Here is a 21,530-nt window from a genome sequence, read left to right as displayed (position 1 = left end):
AAATAATCATAGTTACCCTAGCGCTAAAAGATATTGGAATACCTTATAAATAATTACTTTATCCTTTTTTATGCACTGGCCTTAGTATTGTCCATTGGCACATATAAACACTATTACAATTCCATACTAAAGTATTTACCTATACTTTTCACCTACACTTTGTTAACAGAATTATTTGGTATGATCATTCGTGATATTGATGATATTCAAATTATATACAAAAAAGAATACTATAACTACAATACGCCAATTTTCAACATATTTGATATCATCTTCTATCTTTATTTTCTGTACATCTACTACAAACTATCCACAAATACTGTACATAAAAAAATAATCAAATATGGAGGTATGGCATTTTTACTTGCCTGTATTATTAATTTATGGATACAAGATTTTTATACAGAACCACAAGCTTTGGCAATTATTATTGGGTCGTTACTACTTATATTTGGGGCACTAACTTATTTGATGGAATTAAATTCCAAGATTCCAAGAACACAACGTTATACTACACTACTCTTTTGGGTAAGTACAGGATTACTAATCTTCTACAGCTGCTATCCTATAACCATGTATCTACTTTCGTTTAAATATGACATATATATTCAACTTGGTCTAACCAATTTGCATTACGCTTCTATTGCGGCAATGTATACTTGCTTCATCATAGGTTTTATATCCATGAAAAGAGTCACACCCAGGTACGGTTGGTAGAATTAACTTTATATAGGTTACCAACGCTAACCGCACATTATTATAATGGTTGTAAATAAAAAAAGCCTTCCTAAAAAAGGAAGGCTTTTTATACTATTAAAATACGGTATTATAAAGCAGCTACATGCTTAGCTAGTTTACTTTTTAAGTTGGCCGCCTTATTATCATGGATAATATTACGCTTAGCCAAACGATCGATCATACCAACAACAGTAGGAAACAAGGTTTCAGCAGCCTTTTTATCCTCCTCTGCACGTAATTTTCTCAATGCGTTACGCATTGTCTTGTGCTGATATTTGTTACGTAAACGTACTGCTTCGTTTCTTCTGATTCTCTTTAACGCTGACTTGTGATTTGCCATTTTATCTCTTAATTTGTTTATAGGATTTATTAAAATCCTGAAAATGTTTTTTTAGTAGTCCGTAGGGGAATCGAACCCCTGTTACCAGGATGAAAACCTGGCGTCCTAACCCCTAGACGAACGGACCATAATCTTAAACTTGAACTTAAAAATAGCAATTAAAGAACTAAATCCAAAAATGCTTAGTAGTCCGTAGGGGAATCGAACCCCTGTTACCAGGATGAAAACCTGGCGTCCTAACCCCTAGACGAACGGACCATACTTTGTGCAATTGCGGATGCAAAAATACAAATATTTTTTACTATCACAACACCTGAATATTATTTTTTAAAAAAATTAATATGCTTTAGCAAATAACACCCTTTTATTAGATGGTTTGCCGCTTACCATACATACCCCATCCTCAGCAACGGCATCAATTGGAATACACCTAATAGTGGCTTTTGTTTCATTTTTGACACGTTCCTCGGTTTCCTTGGTACCGTCCCAATGGGCAGAAATGAAACCACCTTTTTCTTTTAAAACTTTTTTAAACTCATCGTAAGAATCAACTTTTGTAATGTGCCCAGTGCGAAAATCCAGTGCTTTTTGATAAAGGTTTTTCTGTATATCATCAAGCAAGAACACTATTTTATCCACAACATCTACCGCCATTACCGTTTCTTTCTCCAAGGTATCTCTACGTGCCACCTCAAATGTACCATTTTCAAGATCTCTTGGTCCTACCGCTAATCTTACCGGTACACCTCTTAATTCATATTCGTTGAATTTAAACCCAGGTTTATGGGTATCCCTATTATCAAATTTAACCGAAATTCCTTTTGCCCTCAACTCCTTAACCAAAGGCATAACTTTTTCGGAAATTAGGTCAAGTTGGTCAAGACCTTTATAAATTGGAACGATCACAACTTGTATCGGGGCCAATTTTGGAGGAATTACCAAGCCGTTATCATCGCTATGCGTCATGATCAAAGCCCCCATTAATCTAGTGGACACCCCCCAAGAGGTAGCCCAAACATATTCTTTACCACCTTCTTTGGTCGCAAACTTAACGTCAAAGGCCTTTGCAAAATTTTGACCTAAAAAATGTGATGTTCCCGCCTGTAAAGCCTTGCCGTCTTGCATTAAAGCCTCTATGCAATATGTTTCCAAGGCTCCTGCAAAACGTTCACTTTCTGTCTTCGTCCCCTTAATAACGGGAACGGCCATATGGTTCTCGGCAAAATCCGCATATACGTTCATCATCTGTTCGGCTTCGGCAATAGCCTCTTGCTCCGTAGCATGTGCAGTATGCCCCTCTTGCCATAAAAACTCTGATGTTCTAAGAAACAACCTGGTTCGCATTTCCCAACGCACAACATTTGCCCACTGATTTATTAACAACGGCAAATCCCTATAGCTTTGAATCCATTTTCTATAAGTATCCCAAATAATGGTTTCAGATGTTGGTCTTACGATCAACTCCTCCTCTAATTTTGCTTCAGGATCTACGACAACACCACTTCCATCATCCGCATTTTTAAGCCTATAATGGGTAACTACCGCACATTCTTTAGCAAAACCTTCCACATGGCTAGCTTCCCTACTAAAATAGGATTTAGGAATGAACAAAGGAAAATAAGCATTTTCATGACCTGTCTCCTTAAACATTTTATCCAAGCCTGCTTGCATTTTTTCCCAAATACCATAACCGTATGGTTTTATTACCATACACCCCCTAACGCCGGAGTTTTCGGCAAGGTCTGCCTTAACTACTAATTCGTTATACCATTTGGAATAATCCTCACTTCTCTTAGTCAAATTTTTACTCATTATCTGGAGTTTGGCACAAATTTTGTGAATATTATAATATAATAATTGGGTAAAACTAGTTATTTTTAATATGTTCAACAATATAATTTTGATCCGATGATATATTCAATACCCCACAACAAAATTCGCAACTTAACAATGCTGCTAACCATGGCCATCGTAGCAGCTTCATGCGGATCGTATGAACAGGCCTCTTATTATGACAATGATGGCATTTATTCTGATAATGCTCCTAGAATGGTAGAAAAAAGACCAGCTCAGACTCAAAATCAGGAAGAAAACACCTATAGTGCTTATTTTGGGGAAAAAGCATCCCAATACGATGAAATATTGGATAGTGAGATTTTTACAGATATTGATTCCTATTCATCCAATACGGATACCCTAAATATAGAAGATGGGCAATTAACGGATTATTATTCAACTGAAAATGACTATCAAGGTTATGGAGGTTGGGGAGATAACGCCACTAGTGTTAGCATAAATTTTTATGATAACGGATGGAACAATTGGGGTGTGGCCGGCTTTGGTTGGGCAAGTCCACTTTGGGGATGGAATTACGGTTATGGACCTTATTATGGCTATGGATGGTATAGTCCATGGGGATGGAACCGTTGGAATACTTGGAATTATGGCGGTTTCGGTTATCGCGGTTTTGGTTTTGGCTATGCCGGTTTTGGTTTTGGCTGGAACTATCCTTATTATAATTATGGATATGGATATGGAAATAGGTATTATAACCGCAATAACAGATTTGTAAACAGAAGTTATGCCTATAATAATACAAGGAGGGGTAATTATACTAGATCGAACAATACTAATAGCGCAACTGCCTTAAGAGGTAGGTCTAACGTGAATACCAGAGGGGATTCCCCCAGATATAGGACCACAACTTCAAGGACCGCTACCGCCCGTAATTCTGCCAATACACGTAGTTCAAGAACGTATTCAGGAACTACCACTACTAGGAGAACCGTAGGTGTGGACCAAAATAGGGCATATAGGACCAGTAGAAGTACAAGGGCCGTACCAAGGTATAGTTCCTCAAGAAATACAAATACAAGTAGCAGATATTATAATGGCACAACTAGGTCCAGTAGTAGAATAGCTACCCCAAAAACATCGTCCTACAGAAGTAGCGGAAACAGTTACTCTACAGGCAGGTCTACCAATAGTACGTTTCGTAGTTCAGGAAATAGCAGTTCAAGAAGTTCTGGTACAATGAGAAGTTCAAGTGGCAGCAGTTCAAGAAGTTCCGGATCCATGAGAAGTTCAAGTGGTAGTAGCTCTCGTTCTTCAGGTTCTTCATCTTCCAGCAGAAGTGGCGGAAGAAGAAATTAAATACACGTATCCTTAAATTTAAAAAGATTGTATGAAAAGATATATCACTTTCATAACCATATTGTTATGCGCAGTTGGTAATGCACAAAATATTATTGAAGCCTTGCGCTATAGCAATGAAAATCTTCAGGGCACAGCTAGATTTCAAGCTATGGGTGGAGCCTTTGGAGCACTTGGCGGCGATTTATCCGCATTGAATATTAACCCTGCCGGTTCCGCCGTATTCAATAATAGTTTGTTTACCATTTCAGGTTCTTCCTATAATGTCGATAATGAAACCAACTATTTTGGTACAACTATTGGTACGAAAACCAATAATTTGGAATTAAATCAAATTGGGGGAACGTTCGTATTTAGAAGTACCGATCAAAATTCTGACTGGCAAAAATTTTCATTGGCCTTTAATTATGATGTGGTCAATAATTTTGATAATGAATTTAGGGCATCAGGCAATACGACCCAAGGTATTGATAATTACTTTTTAAGTTATGCACAGGGCACCCCTTTCGGCTCAATTCTTTTGCAGGATGGTGAATTTTTGGAAGAGGCCTATCTCGATATAGGTGCCAGACAAGGATTTAGGGACCAACAAGCTTTTTTAGGTTATTATGGAGGTATTTTGGACCCATTGGTAGACGATGACGCCAATACAGATTACGTTAGTAATACATCATATAGCTCAGTTAATCAAGATTTTATTAGAAGAACTACAGGATACAACAGTAAATTTACGTTGAACATGGGGTCTCAGTTTAAAGAAAATATTTACATGGGAGCTTCTTTGAACTTTCACAATATTCTATATACTAAATATGATCAGTTTACAGAAAGTGGTTATGATGGTAATTCGGAAATTCAAAATACAACTTTTGACAATTATTTAAATACCGAAGGAAACGGTTTTTCATTTAGCCTAGGTGCCATAGCAAAACTAAATGATTACTTACGAATGGGAGCAAGTTATCAATCTCCTACTTGGTATCGTTTAAACGAAGATTTTTCGCAACGAATAAATTCCGATCTAGCAGATTCTGATATCAATTTTATCAATTTCAATATAATTAATGTGTTTGAAACATATACCGTTAAAACCCCTAGCAAGTTAACCGGTAGTTTGGCCATGGTTTTTGCTAAAAATGGATTATTGAGTTTTGATTATGGTTTTCAGGATTTTTCCAATACTGAGCTTCGTCCTGCCAATGACCCAAGTTTTCAGACCGTAAACGACCAAATTTCTAATGAATTGGGTACAGTTTCCACATTTAGGTTAGGTGGTGAGTATCGTATAGAACAGGTTAGCTTACGTGCGGGATATAGATTTGAACAAAGTCCGTACACCAATGGCAATACCGTAGGTGATTTAAATGCAATTTCTGGTGGTGTAGGTTATAATTTTGGAGGTAGTAGATTGGACTTTGCCTTAAGTCGTTCTCAGCAAGATGTAGACGAGCGCTTTTTCGATGCCGGATTAACTACCCCCGCAAACATAGACAGGATTAACACCAATGCAACATTAAGTTATACCATTAATTTTTAATTTTCTTTAAGGGTATATTAAATAATAAAGGGTCGTCAATTATGACGACCCTTTATTATTTATCTTTTTAACGTAAAATGGGTTTTCCTGGTTTTGGCGACGAGAAGGCCATCATCTGTTTCTCCAAATTCAAACCTAAACCAATAATCCGTAGCAGGCATGGGCCTACCATTAAAAGTTCCGTCCCAACCCCCGTCAGCACCTAGTTGCTTTAACAACTTTCCATACCGGTCAAAAACAAATACTACCGGGTTTGTCAAGGTTTCAATTCCTTTAATATTCCAATCATCATTGACACCATCCCCATTGGGAGTGAAAAATTTAGGATAGCCTACAATTAAAAATTCCAAAGGTTCCGTAATGCCACAGCCATTTTTATCATTGATAATAACGGTGTTAAGGCCTGGTGGCACGTTCAAAAATATGGCCTCATCCTGAAATTCCCCATTATTTATAGCAAATTCATAATCCCCGTTTCCAGTAACTATAAATTCTATATTGTTTTGATCCGGTTCTATGGATAAATTGGTATCCAAGATTTCTACCCTATCTAATATGGGTGTGCCAAAAAACGTTATAAGCACACCACTGTCATCACTATATGAGGATGGTCCGCCTGAGGAAGGGTCTGCATATACCGTGGCGAAATAACGCCCTGAATTTGGACTCACCACCACCAGCTCCGCCTGAAATTCACCGGAACCCATGAGAACATCATCCACTATACCGTCATCTTCATAATCTACGGACCATTCCACATTTTGGATAGCTGCACCAGCAGGGGAATTTAATGCGCTAAGGGTAATGTCATCATCCCCTTCGCATGCTACAATGTCCAATCCTAAAAATTCATCGCGTAACGTACAATCCAATGCGGTATCTTGGTTAGCATTAACGGAGCTTCCGGTAAACGTTAGCATAAAAGGTTCCGGATCACCGGTAAAATTATCAGCAAAATTATTGATCAATATGTAGTAGATCTCTCCCGGCTGTACATCTAGATACTCATCATATGTATTTTGACTACCTGTCAATGAAGGTTCTCCCTCCTGGCCATTTTCAGGATTTACCCCTAAACCGGTAAAACGTGTATCATTGACCTCATAATTACAACGAATAGGTTCTGCAGTACCACTGCTTATATCCCCACAATCTACATCCGGACCAAATACGGCAAAATCCCATTCTGCAGTAGGGGTACCACTTCCATTGGTAGGCAAAGCTTCTATATCAAAGCCTACTTGCCCTCCCGTTCCTGCCCTAAACACAAACCAAGAAGTATTATGTTCAATATTGGCAGAAGTAAGACTACCTTTTTCCAAACAACCTGTTTGACGTATAATTTCCGGGTCAAAATCATCAACATCTCCCGTGCCTTCCGCTATACCCATTATGGGTTGATCTGCACACACAGGAATGGCAGTTCTACAATCTGCAGAATTTTGGGCAGCTACATGTGTTACAAAAAAAAGTAAACAAAATATAGAACCTATGAATGTTCTCATAAATAGTGTGGCTATTAATCTACGTAACGTATATAATAACTACACATGCCATTATTTAGTATTCTACATCGAATAATATGACCTTTAATCGATAAAATACACCTTTAGTAGTAAATTTAGAGGGTTAGCGCTTTAATGTAAAATGGTTGTTGATATAAGCCGCATGGGTAGTTTGGCCAAGCGAATCTGTGTAGAATAATTTAAACCAGTAATCGGATTCAGGCAATAGTACACCATTAAAAGAGCCGTCCCAACCATTTGAATTTTTATGCAGTTGATGCAGTAATTTTCCATATCGATCATAGATGCTGATAATAGGATTGTCCAAAATATCCAGTCCGGCTACATGCCATGTATCATTTACTCCATCCGCATTAGGGGTAAAGAACTTTGGAAATCCCAGGACCACTATTTTTTTGGAATCGCTACCGCATCCGTTCAAATCAATTACCGTTATGGTATGCTCTCCTGGAAAAAGGTCATTAAAAGTGGCACTTTCCTGTGGTTCCTCACCATCCAATTGATAGGCAAGATTTCCGTCGGTCTCTACATATACCCTTACCGTATTTGCCAAATCGTCCTCATATTCAATACTAATATCAGTAATAACTGGAGGTTTGGAGAAAACAACCTCTATAGATTTAACCGTTACACATTGTAATGCGTTCGCCGCATTGGTAACGGATAAGGTATAAACCCCACTCTGATCCACAGTTATCATAGATGAAGTTTCACCCGTACTCCATTCATACGTATAATTTGGATCTGGCGTTTCTTCCCCAATTGTAGCAACAGGAGCCTCACCGCATTCGTATATTCTTGTAGGAAAATCAAGTTCCGGCAATGCCACACTATTAATTTCAAAAGATTCCGAAACATCAAAACAATTACCGTTTTCCAAAGATGTGGTTCTTACATATATGGTTTCCGTTAATTCAGAAGGCACATAGCTTTTAGGCAATGGATCAATACCATCAATGGCATCCTCAACAGAAGAATAGTAAGTAACACGAAATTCAAAAGTACTTTGGTCCCCCAACGCTTCCTCGTCCTTTAATGTTAAATCAATGGCCGTACCATCAAGACAGGCCGTACTATCCGCAACCTCATATGTAACGGGCGAAGGCGCGTAAGCTACTTGAGTCTCGCTAATCAAATTATTGCCCAGAGGCCTTATTACAAGTACTCTGTACATTGCAGAAACCGCCACGGAAAGTTGTGCCCCATTTTCATTTGGTATACGCTGATAACCTGTTCCCAAATCTATATACCACTCATAACCCAATGCATTATCCGTAGTTGCATCAAGTACTACGTTCTCGTTATCGCACGCTATAATCGGTGGCCCCAATAAATTATCAATGATATCACAATCTAATGCACTATTAGGAAATTCCACAAAAATGCTTCCCGAAAATTGAATGGAAAATCCAGAATTATTATTGCTATAATTATTGATCAATAAATAATAATCCTGTCCGGGTTCAACCTCTAACCAATCTTCATATTGTATATTATCCGCACCTGTGGGGTCTACCCCCACTCCAATAAAATCTCTATTGTCCGAATTATCGAAATAATTACATCTTACAGGCTCACCTAAATCATTACAATCTGTAGTATTATACAAAGCAAAATCCCAATCTTCGTTGGAGTCATGTCCAATATTAAAGCCTAATTGACCAGATTCCCCTGTTCTAAAGCGGTACCATGCGGAATTGGTTTCTATTGTCCCTGATGCTTGTGTAAAACAACCTGAAACGGAGGCCCCATTGAAATCATCTATACCATAACCATTGGTCCCGGCATTGATCGGAGTATTGTAACAAATAGGTATAGCATTGATACAATCTGGAGCAACTTGAGAGAAACAAGTTAACATACCAAATAAACTGAGGAAAAGAATGGCTAAACCACGCTGGGTCATAAGGCAAAATAGATTTGGTTTTTAAAAGTAACCCCTAGCTTGCTTTGTCACCAATTATTGTTGTGTAATCCCCCTATTTAGTTATAAAGTGACACTTATTGTATATCTTTACGGCTTGAATTGAGCGGGAACAAAAAGTACGAATGGTCAAGTTGCCCAAATCAATTGTCAACATTAAAAAACAGGGTTTTAACCTATTGGTAATAAATGTCACAAAGTATATGAACGTACAAAAAGGTGTCCTATATCGTTAATTCATATCGCTTTACCATGGCATATTTTACAAATAACAGCAATGCGTTCAAAACTATCGGCGATAATCTGGTATGGATAAATTTTACAAAAACTCTTAACACTCATTTTAAACGCACATAATTTCATGCAGTTGTACGAAAATCAAGAAATTAAGGTTCACAATTCACTTACTGGAAAAAAAGAAATTTTCACTCCGATCAATAAAGGACATATAGGCATGTATGTATGCGGCCCTACAGTTTACAGCAATGTGCATTTGGGAAATTGCAGAACCTTTATGTCATTTGATATGATTTTTAGGTACTTTAAACATCTTGGATATAAAGTACGGTATGTCCGCAACATAACTGATGCCGGTCACCTTGTAGATGATGCTGAGGATGGTGAAGACAAAATTGCTAAAAAGGCCAGGTTGGAGAAACTTGAGCCTATGGAAGTAGTACAGCGCTATACGGTGGATTTTCATAATATTTTGGAAAAGTTTAATTTTTTACCCCCTAGTATTGAGCCTACAGCTACCGGCCATATCATAGAACAAATAGAGATTATAAAGGATATCCTTAACAAAGGATATGCCTATGAGACGAATGGGTCCGTTTATTTTGATGTCGCCAAGTTTAACACTGATCATGAATATGGCAAGCTAAGCGGTAGAAAGTTGGAGGATATGATCGCCAATACGCGTGACCTTACCGCTCAGGACGATAAACGCAATCCGCAGGATTTTGCCCTATGGAAAAAAGCGGAACCGCAACATATAATGAGATGGCCATCACCTTGGGGAGATGGTTTCCCCGGATGGCATCTGGAATGTACGGCAATGAGCACTAAATATTTGGGGGAGACCTTTGACATTCATGGCGGAGGAATGGATTTGAAATTTCCGCACCATGAATGTGAAATAGCCCAAGCAGAGGCAAGTAATGGTAAATCTCCAGTAAATTATTGGCTACACACCAACATGCTTACCCTAAATGGTAGGAAAATGGCCAAATCTACAGGAAACAGTATTCTTCCTGGTGAAATATTTTCTGGTGAAAATGACATTCTAAGTAAGGCTTTTTCCCCTTCTATGGTACGCTTTTTTATGATGCAAGCTCATTATACAAGTATTTTGGACATTAGTAATGATGCACTTTTAGCTTCTGAAAAAGGGTTCAATAAATTAATGGAGGCCATCAATTCCTTAAAATTCCTTCCAGTAGCAAGCAGCAGTAATTTTAATGTGGCCGAATGGAAATCTTCCTGTTATGCAGCCATGAACGATGATTTTAATACGCCTATATTAATTGCCAAATTGTTCGATGCCGTAAAACATATTAATTTGATTAAAGAAGGTAATGAAACCATTACAAAAGAAGACAAGGAAGAATTGGAACAAACCTTATATGCATTTACATTTGATGTTTTAGGATTGGAAAATAAAAGTAGTTCAGATGCGGATTCCGAAAAACTGGGCGGAGTCGTAGAATTACTCATACAATTACGTAAAGAAGCGCGTGAGAACAAGGATTTTGCAACTTCTGATAAAATTCGTGACCAATTGTCCGCTTTGGGCATACAGCTTAAGGATGGAAAAGACGGTACTACGTACAGTTTATAACTAATCCAAAAATTTGGCTTTTTGAATTTTATCTTGGTATTCCTTGGGAGCAATATGTTGTCTATTTTTAAATACCCTATTAAAATAAGATCTGCTTTCAAATCCACAATCCAAATAAACTCCTTTAATGCTTCTGTTGGGATCCTGTAATAAACCTACGGCCAATTTTATCCGTTCGTTATTAATAAATTCCACAGGGGACACACCCAGCTCCGTTTTAAACAAACGATAAAAATGAGAAGGGCTCATACAGGCCATTTTACTGAGTTCATCTATAGAGAGGGGTTTATGCACATTGTTTCTGATATAACGTATGACCTCCGTTAGCCGGCTTTCCTTTTTTAGCGACAATGTTGCATTGCTATAAATTTTGCGTTCATTGGTCTGTAAAATTCTAATAATCAGTTCACGAAGCATATTATCCACAAAATAATCCTTGGAAGGGTGATCTTCGGAAAAAAGAAACAGCAACCGTTGAATGATCTGAAAGATTCCGCGATCGTTCACAAAATGAAAATTGTAATCCATAAGGCCCCACTCCTCCTTGTTATCCTTGGGCATGTTCTCGTTCATGAATTGCAATACCTTATTGATTTTACCCTCAGAAATTGCCATGGCAAGACAACGCGTAGGATTTTTGGACATAGCCTCAGGGAAATCTATACACATACGTTCATTGGCCGGTAGGACCAAGGATTCTCCTGGTAAAAAATCAAAACCTTCGTAATCGCGTAGGTGCATTATTTTTTTACCCTGTATCATACTGGCCAGAACCGGCTGTTCAAATTGCAATAGCACACTACTTGCTTGTTCATGGGTTTCAAAAACATGCATGGCAGCATTGTTCATTGTAAAAGAGGTTTGGTTTTCGACCAAGGTCTCTAGACGTCTTTGTTTTAAAAATTCATCAGATAACTGTATCATACCCTTATATTTACATTAAGAAATTTACAAAATATTATAGGTAAAAAAGAGATATTAACAATAAATGATAGAATAGTTCACATTATTCATAGAATGCGTCAGATTAATGGATAAGATGAAGAGTACATTTAAGCTGTAATAGGATGACATTATACTTATTTCAACAAATATTAACTTAAAACATGTATTATGAGCACAACAGCAACCGTAGCAAAAGACGTACTACAAAAACCTAAATTCAAGAATCAGTATGAAAACTATATTGGTGGAAAGTGGACAGCCCCTACCAAAGGTGAATATTTTGATAACACTTCACCAGTAGACGGTAAGTCCTTTACCAAAATACCGCGTTCCACGGCAGAAGACATTGAAAAAGCTATAGATGCGGCTTGGCAGGCAGCTCCTTCTTGGAATACCTCTTCTGCAACTGAACGAAGTAATATGCTATTAAAGATTGCGGACAAAATGGAGCAGAACCTAGAGGTTTTGGCCAGGGCAGAAACTTGGGACAATGGCAAGGCTATACGTGAAACAAGAGCGGCCGATCTTCCTTTGGCCATTGACCATTTTAGATATTTTGCCGGTGTCATCAGAGCAGAAGAAGGTTCCGTTAGCGAACTGGATGCCAATACCGTTGCATTGAACGTAACCGAGCCTCTTGGCGTAGTAGGACAAATAATTCCTTGGAATTTTCCATTATTAATGGCCACTTGGAAACTGGCACCTGCATTGGCAGCCGGAAACTGCGTGGTCTTAAAACCTGCCGAACAGACCCCTGTAGGTATTTTAATTCTAATGGAATTGATAGAAGGTATTTTACCGGACGGGGTTTTGAACATTGTTAATGGCTTTGGTGCAGAAGCGGGCAAGCCTTTGGCTTCTAGTCCAAGAATAGATAAAATTGCCTTTACCGGAGAAACTACCACAGGGCAATTGATCATGCAGTACGCCTCTAAAAATATTACGCCAGTTACCTTGGAACTCGGTGGCAAATCCCCAAATATTTTCTTTGAAAGCATTATGGATGCGGATGATGCCTTTTTTGACAAGTGTTTGGAAGGTGCCAACATGTTTGCCTTGAACCAAGGCGAAGTTTGCACATGCCCATCAAGAATGTTGGTACAAGAAAGCATTTATGACAAATTCATTGAACGTGTTTTGGAACGTACCAAGGCCATAAAAATGGGCCATCCTTTAGATCCTTCCACCATGATGGGAGCTCAGGCATCCAACGATCAATTTGAAAAGATTTTAAGTTACATCAATATTGGTAAAGAAGAAGGTTGCGAAGTGCTTACCGGTGGTGGCCAAGCCTATAACGAAGGACTGGAGGGCGGTTTCTATATACAACCTACTATTTTAAAGGGCAATAACAAAATGCGTGTTTTTCAGGAAGAGATTTTTGGTCCGGTCCTTTGTGTAACCACTTTTAAAGACGAAGCGGAAGCCATAGCCATTGCCAACGATACCTTATATGGATTAGGTGCCGGTGTTTGGACACGGGACACCCACCAGGCCTATCAAATTTCAAGGGCCATAAAAGCCGGTAGGGTTTGGGTAAATTGTTATCACCTTTATCCTGCACATGCTCCGTTTGGGGGATATAAAAAATCGGGAATTGGCCGGGAAAACCATAAAATGATGTTGGCACATTACCGTCAGACCAAAAATATGCTCATTTCCTATGACAAAAAGCCTATGGGATTCTTTTAACCGGAATAAACATGAAAACTAAACGCGTATTGGTAACGGAAAAAGCGGCACACATAATCCAACAATTAAAGGAGCGCCATGGTGAACTTATGTTTCATCAAAGCGGGGGCTGTTGTGATGGTTCTTCGCCCATGTGCTTTACCAAAGGCGACTTAATGCTGGATGATAATGATGTTTGGTTGGGGAATATTGAAAATTGCGATTTTCATATGTCAAAAGATCAGTTTGAATATTGGAAACATACCCAATTGACCGTTGATGTTACCCCAGGAAGAGGCGCTAGTTTTTCATTGGAAATATCGTTAGGTGTCAGGTTTTTAATCAAATCCAGATTGTTTACCGAAGAAGAATCCAAAAATTTAGAGGATATACGATTAGGGGTTTAATTGCGGTTATTATAGTTAACAAGTCCGGATGGTGAGTATCCGGACTTGTTCATTTTTAATTGTTTCTTTTGTGGTAGCTTTGCTACTATAATACACAGTCTTGAAAATTACGTTTAAAAAAATAGTAATAGCCCCATTTGTATGGTTGATCCGCTTTTATCAAATAGCCATATCGCCCTACACACCTGCCACATGTAGGTACTCGCCAACGTGTTCTCAATATACTTTGGAAGCCTTAAAGAAACATGGCCTTTTTAAAGGTGGATGGTTGGCAACAAAACGAATTTTTAGCTGTAACCCTTGGGGTGGTAAAGGATATGATCCAGTTCCTTAAAAAGGAAATTTTAATTACCCATATCTCTATTCCAAAACTTAATTTGTCTGTTGGCTATTTATTATCTTAGCCAAACAAAATACAACACATGCATTTCTTAGGAATTACCTGGAATCCAAATGAAACCCTTTTCAATATAGGATTTATACAGATCAAGTATTATAATTTATTATGGATAACGGCATTTGCTTTGGGCTGGTTCATAATGAAAAAGATATTTACCAATGAAAAAAAATCGGTAGAACAGTTAGATTCACTCTTTATCTATACCGTTCTTGGTACTATGTTGGGTGCTCGACTGGGTCATGTGTTTTTTTACGATTGGCCATATTATTCCAACCATTTACTTGAAATTCTACTACCAATACGGGAGAGTGAAAACGGCAGTCTGTTGTTTGGCTTGATCAATGGTTATGAATTTACAGGATTTACAGGATTGGCCAGTCATGGGGCCACCCTTGGTATTATTATAGGTACTTATCTATATACAAGAAAGCATAAAGAATTTAGTATGCTTTGGATATTTGATAGAATGGTAATACCTGTTGCTATTGGTTGTTTTTGTGTGCGACTTGGAAATTTTTTCAATTCTGAAATAAATGGTAAGGTTGTAGATGAAAATTTTATTTTCGCTACAAAATTTATAAGGGATTCAGATGACCTACATCCATCAAAAGCATTGGGCATTACCCAAGAAAAATCAGTAAATGCCGCCTATGCGGCCATTGAGAACAACCCTCAATTTTCTCAATATCTAGCGGAAATTCCATATCGCCATCCTGCGCAATTGTATGAAGCGGTTTGTTACTTACTGATCTTTATTCTACTCTATTTTTTATATTGGAAAACGGATAAAAAGAACAAGCCAGGTTATCTTTTTGGATTATTTTTTGTTTTATTATGGACGGTGCGCTTTTTTGTGGAGTTCGTAAAGAAAAGCCAGGGTGGCTTTGAAGAAAGTCTTGGGGTACTCTCTACAGGACAATGGCTTAGCATTCCTTTTATTTTCATAGGTCTGTTCTTTATGTTCAAGAAAACAAAAACCGCATAGATGTACGGTTCTAAATTTATACGGCTTCTGATGATATTTGCCATGTTATTGGCAGTATGCTCCTGTAAGAAAGAAGTAAAAAAAAGTATCTCCACTCCATCAGTCAGTTTTACGCATGAAGGTGATCTTTTTATTTATCATGGTACCACAGATTCAATTAAGGCGTCATTCAACATAGAATTCGCCGAAAGTTCATATGAAACACAAACAGGATTAATGTATAGAAAGGGCATGGAGAACGATCAGGCCATGCTATTTATTTTTCCCACGGAAGCTATGCACTCATTTTACATGAAGAATACGGAGTTTCCTTTGGACATATTGTATATAGATGAAGATTTGAACCTTGCCAGTATGCAGGAAAATGCACAACCGTTAAATGAAGATGGACTTTCCTCAATAGTTCCCGTAAAATATGTACTTGAAATTAACGGAGGATTAGCTGAAGTATTGAATATTTCAATTGGGGATAGTATTAGTTATAGTCGTAAATAATTATAATTTGTCTCTACAACAGCACAATATAAAGCCTAATTATCTACTTACGAATGAGGAAACCGATCGGTTATTGATCAAAAAAGTCACTCAGACCCATTTTCAAGAATGGCTTCCTTTTCATAAAGAGCCATTAAGTAGTCAATTTTGGAGCGGCTTACCCAAAGATCCAATTCAAGCTTGTCAAGAGCAATTTAATAGAATTTTTGAACGGTATGACAGTGGTGCAGGTGGTATGAACGCCCTTATACACAAAGAATCAAATATGTTAATTGGCCTAGCCGGTCTACTAATCCAAAATATAGATCACCAAGAAGAATTGGAAATTGGATATTCAATTTTGCCCAAATATTGGCGTCAAGGATATGCTTTTGAAGCCGCAAGCGCTTGTAAGAACGTAGCCTTCCAAAACAACTGGGCAGAAAGCTTAATTTCAATTATACAGGTCAATAACCTACCTTCCCAGCGAACGGCCCTTAAAATAGGCATGTCCATAGACGGCAGTACAACTTATAAAAAAAATCCGGTCAATATTTTTAGAATTCGTAAATAAAATGAATCATTGGGTTATATACATCAATAATAATTCTAATAAAAAAGATTTTTTCAAGCTTTTCAATAAGGGTTCCCTACCCAAGGAACTAAGAGAATTTCAAGGCAAAACAGGATGCATATATTCATCATTTACACTAGAAAAATTAATTGATGAAGAAGATAGGCATGACCGGAAAATTATAAGTACTCAAAGTCAAAGCTTGGAAACCATGTCCAGTGGTGAACAAAAAAAAGCGTTGTTGCATTACTTGTTACAGCAAAAACCTGATTACATAATTTTGGACAATCCTTTTGATAATTTGGATATAGGTTTTCAAAAAGAATTACAACATATACTTCTTAAAAACTCCATTTCCATTGCTTTCGTACAAATTGCGAGCCGTACAGCGGATACCTTATCATTCATGAACAAATTTGGTAAATTAGAAGGGTCATTGTTCTCTGAAATAACATCTCCTGAAGCCTTACGTACCAGCATAAGAAATACATTTAGTAGTGACCGCATTCCAAAACCACTAAAGATTCCCATACCATGTAACAATGCATTGGTAAAATTTAAGGATGTAACGATCAATTACGGAAATAGGCCAATCTTAAAGAATATCAATTGGACTATTAATCCGGGGGATTTTTGGCAATTGACGGGACCAAATGGCAGTGGTAAAAGTACCCTACTTTCCATGATAACAGGAGACAACCCTAAAGCTTATGGACAAGACATCTATTTATTCGGCACTAAAAAGGGAAGCGGTGAAAGTGTTTGGGACATTAAAGAAAAAATTGGATACTACTCCCCCGCTATGACCAATAAATTTAGTGGAAGGCATACTATTGAATATATGCTCATATCCGGATTAACAGATTCTGTAGGCCTATATACTATTCCTACAGAGTCCCAGAAACGGGTTGTAAGGGAATGGTTGTACTTATTAGATCTTTTTGAAGAAAAAGATATTCATTTCAATAAACTATCCACGGGAAAACAACGATTGGTCATGACTGCACGCGCAATGGTAAAACACCCACCTTTGTTAATATTGGACGAACCTACCGCTGGTATGGACGATGTTTCTGCCACACTGCTGGTTGAACTTGTCAATAAAATTGCAGAAGAGACTACAACTGCGATCATTTTTGTTTCCCACAGGAAAGAGCCATTTTTAGAGCCAAAAGATATATTTAGCCTATCCTACTCCAATGACGGTTCAAAAGGACTTATAAGCAAGACATAAAAAAAATCGCTATCCTTTTGGGATAGCGATTTTTTCTTAAAATTCTAAAATTCTATTTTTCCTTTCCTGATGTAATTTTTTTGCTCAAAGCATCGAACATTACAGGAGTTGCAATAAATACGGAAGAATATGTACCTACTATAACACCTACGATCATTGCGAACATAAATCCTCTTAACGATTCACCACCGAAAATAAAAATGGCCAATAACACCACTAAGGTGGTCAAGGACGTATTCAATGTTCTACTTAATGTAGTATTGATCGCAAAATTAATATTGGAACCACCTTTCCAGCCGCGTTCCGCCAAGGTTTCACGAATACGGTCAAACACAACCACGGTATCGTTCAAGGAGTAACCAATTACCGTTAGAATCGCCGCGATAAAAGCTTGGTCAATTTCCATATTAAAAGGCATCAATTTACCAAATATGGAGAACACACCTAATACGATCAATACATCATGGAAAACGGCTACTACCGCTCCTAAAGAGAATTGCCACCTTCTAAACCTTAATAAGATATAAAGGAACACTACGGCAAGAGAACCTAAAATGGCTAAAAATGCATTGTTCTTAATATCATCTGCAATTGTTGGCCCAACCTTTACAGATTGTAAAATACCTATTGCATCCTCATCTACACCTCCAAGGACAAAAGCATCCTTGTCAAAGCCATCTGGCAGGTATTTTTGAAGTGAAGTATATAATTTATCCTGAATTTCAGTATCTACTTCAATACCTTCCACATCTACTTTATAAGGAGTAGTAATCTTTACTTGGTTAGATTCACCATAAGTCTTTACATTGGTTCCGCTACCAAATACGGTATTAAGTTCCGATGCAATTTCAGAAGGGTTCACCGGTTGCTCAAAACGAACGGTATACGAACGCCCGCCCACAAAGTCAACACCTTGCTGTAATCCCGGGCCAAAGAATAGTGAAAACAATCCTACGGCAACAAGAATAGCGGAAATTACATAAGCAATCTTTCTTTTGATCAAGAAATCTATATTGATATTCTTAAACAGGTTCTTGGTTAGACTTGTGGAAAAATCAAGGCTTCTACCTTTACCTTCCAAATACCAATCTACCAATAAACGTGTTATAAATATGGCCGTAAATAAAGATGTAATAATACCTATCAATAATGTAGTTGCAAAACCTTTAATTGGTCCAGAACCAAATATGAACAGTATAATTGCGGTAAGGCCTGTTGTTATGTTGGCATCCAGAATAGAAGAAAGCGCATTTCCAAATCCGTCAGCAACTGCCTGACTCTTCCCTTTTCCTTTTGCCAATTCTTCCTTGATACGTTCAAAAATAAGAACGTTGGCATCCACGGACATACCTATGGTCAATACGATACCTGCAATACCAGGTAATGTCAATACGGCGTTCAAGCTGGTCAACACCCCAAAGATCAATAAGATGTTCAATAACAATGCTATATCCGCAAATGCACCTGCTTTACCATAGTAAGCGATCATCCATAATAAAACGATAGCCATGGCAATTAGGAAAGACATAAATCCACTGTCTATTGCCTCTTGCCCCAATGATGGACCAACAATTTCCGATTGGATGATTTCTGCACGTGCAGGAAGTTTACCGGCCCTAAGTACATTGGCAATATCCTTGGTCTCGTTAATAGTGAAATTTCCAGAAATTTCCGTTCTACCACCTGTAATACCACCAACAACCGAACAGCCTGGAGCGGTATACACCTTGTTATCCAACACTACGGCAATACCCGTTTGGTTAATATTGGCATCACTCGTTAATTTCTGCCATAATTTTGAACCTGCAGAGTTCATGTTCATGGTAACGACAGGATCATTGAATTGATCAAACTCGGCCCTAGCATCGCTTACAACATCTCCACTCATTCTAGGAGTACCTTCCCTATTGCTTTTTAAAGCATACAAATCAATAACCTCAGCATCTTTTGTTGCAGGTCGTTGCCATAAGAACTTTGTAAATTGAATATCAGCAGGTAACAATCTTCTAATTTCCGGCATTCTTAAATACGAACCTATTGTGGCCGTATCCTTAATTGCCGCACGGAACATGGCGTTGCTTCCTGGATTGGCAGGAATCAACAACTCGTACAAAGGATTAACCTGTGTGGCCAAATCCAATGAATCCGCAGAAACGTCCGATAATAAAGAGTCAAGCTCCGTTTCTTCCTTTACCGGCTCCGGACGCTCTACATCCACAATTTCCTTTAGCTTCTCATTCGCCTGAATCAAAAAGGTACTAAAGCTTGGATTGCTTTGTTTGTGAGTTTCCCAGAACTCTAATTGGGCTGTACTCGACAATAATTCCTGTGCACGGGCAATATCCCTAGCTCCAGGTAATTCTACCAGAATACGACCAGAATTTCCTTCTCTCTGAATATTAGGTTGTGTTACCCCAAAACCATCAATACGCTCTCTTAATACCTCAAATGCAGATACTATGGATTCATCTATTTTAGTTCTGATGATCGGCTTCACCTCATCATCTGACATTTTGGTGTTCACCTCGTTGGCATCTACCAAACTTTTGGTCGCAAAAATATCGGGCGATGCCAATTTGGTATCTCCCTTAATATTATCGAATGCTTCAAAGAACAAATCCAAATAAGTATCATCACTATTTTTGGCCGCTAAATCAGCATCTGCCAAAGCTTTGTTGAATACAGGGTTCTTTGTATTATTGGCCAAGCCTTTCAAGATATCCTTTACGGAAATTTGTAAGGTTACATTAATTCCACCTTTAAGGTCAAGACCTTTATTTAGTTCTTTCTTTTTGGCTTCATTATAGGAGGTATATCCTAAAACGGAATTATCACCAATTGAATCCAAATAACGCATGGCCACTTGTTCTCTTTTGGTTATATAATCTTCCTCTGATTCAGGAACTTGACTAGCAGCAAACACCGTAGATTCTTTTTCTACCTTGCTGGTCACAAATGTGTAGGATAGCTGGTAAATACTCACTAACCCGAATAATAAAGCAAATAGCTTTATAAGTCCTTTATTTTGCATTTTAATTATTTATTTAAGTGTATTGATTAAGGTTCTGAAATTTTTTAAAATTGGGCCATCATACTTTAACGAAAAGTAGATACGCTCCGTGTAAGTACACGTACTATTACTAACTGTTGGCATTATTGTAAGGTCCTGCCCTTACCTCTGGAATATTTTGGAAAGTTTGATCAATTGCAATAGCAATATCTTTATTGATTTTATACGCTGTATGTTCAACGATCCCTTGCTCTAAAACAATTTGTGCGTTGAAATTTAATACTACAGGATTAAAAAGGTCAGTAATCTCCTGCTTTTGTACAGGTACTAGATTACCGTTTAAAACTACTACGGTATCACCTTGTTGATGAAGGTCAGATACTACAAGTTTATACTCCTCAGGAATTTTTTCCTTTGGAAAGTCTATTGGCAACCTATCGCCACTAGAAGAATCCCCTAAGTTTTCTTGCGTAAGAAACGCTTTAACGCTTGGGGCATCCATATCACTATAATAACGGATACTTACTTGTGTTCCGTCATTCTCTATAATTTCAATAGCTTCAACACCCAGAACGTTCAACTTTCTGGTGATAGTTGCCACAACTTCGTCATGAGCGGTATCCGAAGCTAGTTCTACATCTGTAAATTGTAATGAAATTTGCTGATTAGAAGCTTTGGTATGCCCTTGACTTAGCCCTAAAACGGCCAGTATAATGATTAAAGTACTTACGCACCATTTTGCATTCATGCGGCAAATATAAAAAGAAAGATT

Annotated in this window: 18 protein-coding genes and 2 tRNA genes; 11 read left to right on the top strand and 9 right to left on the bottom strand. The window is 37.9% G+C overall.

Features of this window, described 5'->3' with window-relative positions:
- The first annotated feature begins 33 nt into the window (after positions 1 to 33).
- Positions 34 to 717 (top strand): hypothetical protein, encoded by a 684-nt coding sequence (locus Q2T41_RS14145; RefSeq protein WP_304436592.1) that lies wholly within the window; start codon positions 34 to 36, stop codon positions 715 to 717.
- Between the two features lie 109 nt (positions 718 to 826).
- Here the strand turns inward: Q2T41_RS14145 and rpsT are convergent, their stop codons facing one another.
- The 4 genes from rpsT to proS all read right to left on the bottom strand — a co-directional run bounded on the left by rpsT (position 827) and on the right by proS (position 2,890).
- Positions 827 to 1,078: a 30S ribosomal protein S20 gene (gene rpsT, locus Q2T41_RS14140; protein ID WP_089259585.1), complete on the bottom strand. Its 252-nt coding sequence runs from the start codon at positions 1,076 to 1,078 to the stop codon at positions 827 to 829.
- A 55-nt stretch (positions 1,079 to 1,133) separates the two neighbouring features.
- Positions 1,134 to 1,205 (bottom strand) — tRNA-Glu (locus Q2T41_RS14135).
- Positions 1,206 to 1,264: 59 nt separating this feature from the next.
- Positions 1,265 to 1,336: transfer RNA gene (locus Q2T41_RS14130), tRNA-Glu, on the bottom strand.
- A 78-nt stretch (positions 1,337 to 1,414) separates the two neighbouring features.
- Complete coding sequence (proS, locus tag Q2T41_RS14125) at positions 1,415 to 2,890, bottom strand: proline--tRNA ligase (RefSeq protein WP_089259584.1); 1,476 nt, start codon at positions 2,888 to 2,890, stop codon at positions 1,415 to 1,417.
- Positions 2,891 to 2,986: 96 nt separating this feature from the next.
- Here proS and Q2T41_RS14120 point away from each other — a divergent pair, with 96 nt between their 5' ends.
- Positions 2,987 to 4,231: a hypothetical protein gene (locus tag Q2T41_RS14120; RefSeq protein ID WP_304436591.1), complete on the top strand. Its 1,245-nt coding sequence runs from the start codon at positions 2,987 to 2,989 to the stop codon at positions 4,229 to 4,231.
- 31 nt (positions 4,232 to 4,262) lie between these two features.
- Positions 4,263 to 5,768, top strand: coding sequence for an OmpP1/FadL family transporter (locus Q2T41_RS14115; RefSeq protein WP_304436590.1), 1,506 nt, complete (start codon positions 4,263 to 4,265; stop codon positions 5,766 to 5,768).
- Positions 5,769 to 5,827: 59 nt separating this feature from the next.
- Here the strand turns inward: Q2T41_RS14115 and Q2T41_RS14110 are convergent, their stop codons facing one another.
- A complete protein-coding gene (locus Q2T41_RS14110; protein ID WP_089259581.1) occupies positions 5,828 to 7,273 on the bottom strand; it encodes a T9SS type B sorting domain-containing protein in 1,446 nt (481 codons plus the stop codon).
- A 124-nt stretch (positions 7,274 to 7,397) separates the two neighbouring features.
- A complete protein-coding gene (locus tag Q2T41_RS14105; RefSeq protein WP_304436589.1) occupies positions 7,398 to 9,155 on the bottom strand; it encodes a T9SS type B sorting domain-containing protein in 1,758 nt (585 codons plus the stop codon).
- 424 nt (positions 9,156 to 9,579) lie between these two features.
- Here Q2T41_RS14105 and cysS point away from each other — a divergent pair, with 424 nt between their 5' ends.
- The gene (cysS, locus tag Q2T41_RS14100) at positions 9,580 to 11,058 is read left to right on the top strand and encodes a cysteine--tRNA ligase (RefSeq protein WP_304436588.1); all 1,479 of its coding nucleotides are present in this window, start codon (positions 9,580 to 9,582) and stop codon (positions 11,056 to 11,058) included.
- Here cysS and Q2T41_RS14095 read toward each other — a convergent pair whose 3' ends face one another.
- Positions 11,059 to 11,982 carry an AraC family transcriptional regulator gene (locus Q2T41_RS14095; RefSeq protein ID WP_304436587.1) on the bottom strand — a complete coding sequence of 308 codons (924 nt, stop codon included), beginning with the start codon at positions 11,980 to 11,982 and terminating at the stop codon, positions 11,059 to 11,061.
- Positions 11,983 to 12,171: 189 nt separating this feature from the next.
- On the opposite strand from Q2T41_RS14095, the gene exaC reads away from it, so the two are divergent.
- The 7 genes from exaC (at position 12,172) to Q2T41_RS14060 (ending at position 17,748) form a co-directional block, all read left to right on the top strand.
- Positions 12,172 to 13,695 (top strand): acetaldehyde dehydrogenase ExaC, encoded by a 1,524-nt coding sequence (exaC, locus tag Q2T41_RS14090; RefSeq protein WP_089259578.1) that lies wholly within the window; start codon positions 12,172 to 12,174, stop codon positions 13,693 to 13,695.
- Between the two features lie 11 nt (positions 13,696 to 13,706).
- Positions 13,707 to 14,081 (top strand): DUF779 domain-containing protein, encoded by a 375-nt coding sequence (locus Q2T41_RS14085; protein ID WP_304436586.1) that lies wholly within the window; start codon positions 13,707 to 13,709, stop codon positions 14,079 to 14,081.
- A gap of 106 nt (positions 14,082 to 14,187) precedes the next feature.
- Positions 14,188 to 14,415: a membrane protein insertion efficiency factor YidD gene (yidD, locus tag Q2T41_RS14080; RefSeq protein ID WP_089259774.1), complete on the top strand. Its 228-nt coding sequence runs from the start codon at positions 14,188 to 14,190 to the stop codon at positions 14,413 to 14,415.
- 88 nt (positions 14,416 to 14,503) lie between these two features.
- Positions 14,504 to 15,466 carry a prolipoprotein diacylglyceryl transferase gene (gene lgt / locus Q2T41_RS14075; protein ID WP_304436585.1) on the top strand — a complete coding sequence of 321 codons (963 nt, stop codon included), beginning with the start codon at positions 14,504 to 14,506 and terminating at the stop codon, positions 15,464 to 15,466.
- Complete coding sequence (locus Q2T41_RS14070; RefSeq protein WP_089259575.1) at positions 15,467 to 15,961, top strand: DUF192 domain-containing protein; 495 nt, start codon at positions 15,467 to 15,469, stop codon at positions 15,959 to 15,961. It begins immediately after the preceding gene.
- Entirely contained in the window at positions 15,930 to 16,514 is a 585-nt protein-coding gene (locus tag Q2T41_RS14065; protein ID WP_367186878.1) for a GNAT family N-acetyltransferase, read from the top strand. The genes Q2T41_RS14070 and Q2T41_RS14065 overlap by 32 nt, the downstream gene beginning before the upstream one ends.
- 1 nt (position 16,515) lies before the next feature.
- Positions 16,516 to 17,748, top strand: a complete 1,233-nt coding sequence (locus Q2T41_RS14060; protein ID WP_304436584.1) for an ATP-binding cassette domain-containing protein — start codon at positions 16,516 to 16,518, stop codon at positions 17,746 to 17,748.
- A 52-nt stretch (positions 17,749 to 17,800) separates the two neighbouring features.
- Here the strand turns inward: Q2T41_RS14060 and secDF are convergent, their stop codons facing one another.
- Both secDF and Q2T41_RS14050 read right to left on the bottom strand, forming a co-directional pair.
- On the bottom strand, positions 17,801 to 20,779 hold the full coding sequence (gene secDF / locus Q2T41_RS14055) for a protein translocase subunit SecDF (RefSeq protein ID WP_304436583.1): 2,979 nt from the start codon (positions 20,777 to 20,779) through the stop codon (positions 17,801 to 17,803).
- Between the two features lie 109 nt (positions 20,780 to 20,888).
- Positions 20,889 to 21,506, bottom strand: a complete 618-nt coding sequence (locus tag Q2T41_RS14050) for a hypothetical protein (protein WP_304436582.1) — start codon at positions 21,504 to 21,506, stop codon at positions 20,889 to 20,891.
- Positions 21,507 to 21,530: the final 24 nt, after the last annotated feature.

Origin of the sequence: Maribacter confluentis (genome assembly GCF_030505015.1) — a bacterium.
Lineage (GTDB): Bacteria > Bacteroidota > Bacteroidia > Flavobacteriales > Flavobacteriaceae > Maribacter > Maribacter sedimenticola.
Note: the sequence above shows the minus strand (reverse complement) of the source record. Positions and strands in the feature narration are given on the sequence as shown.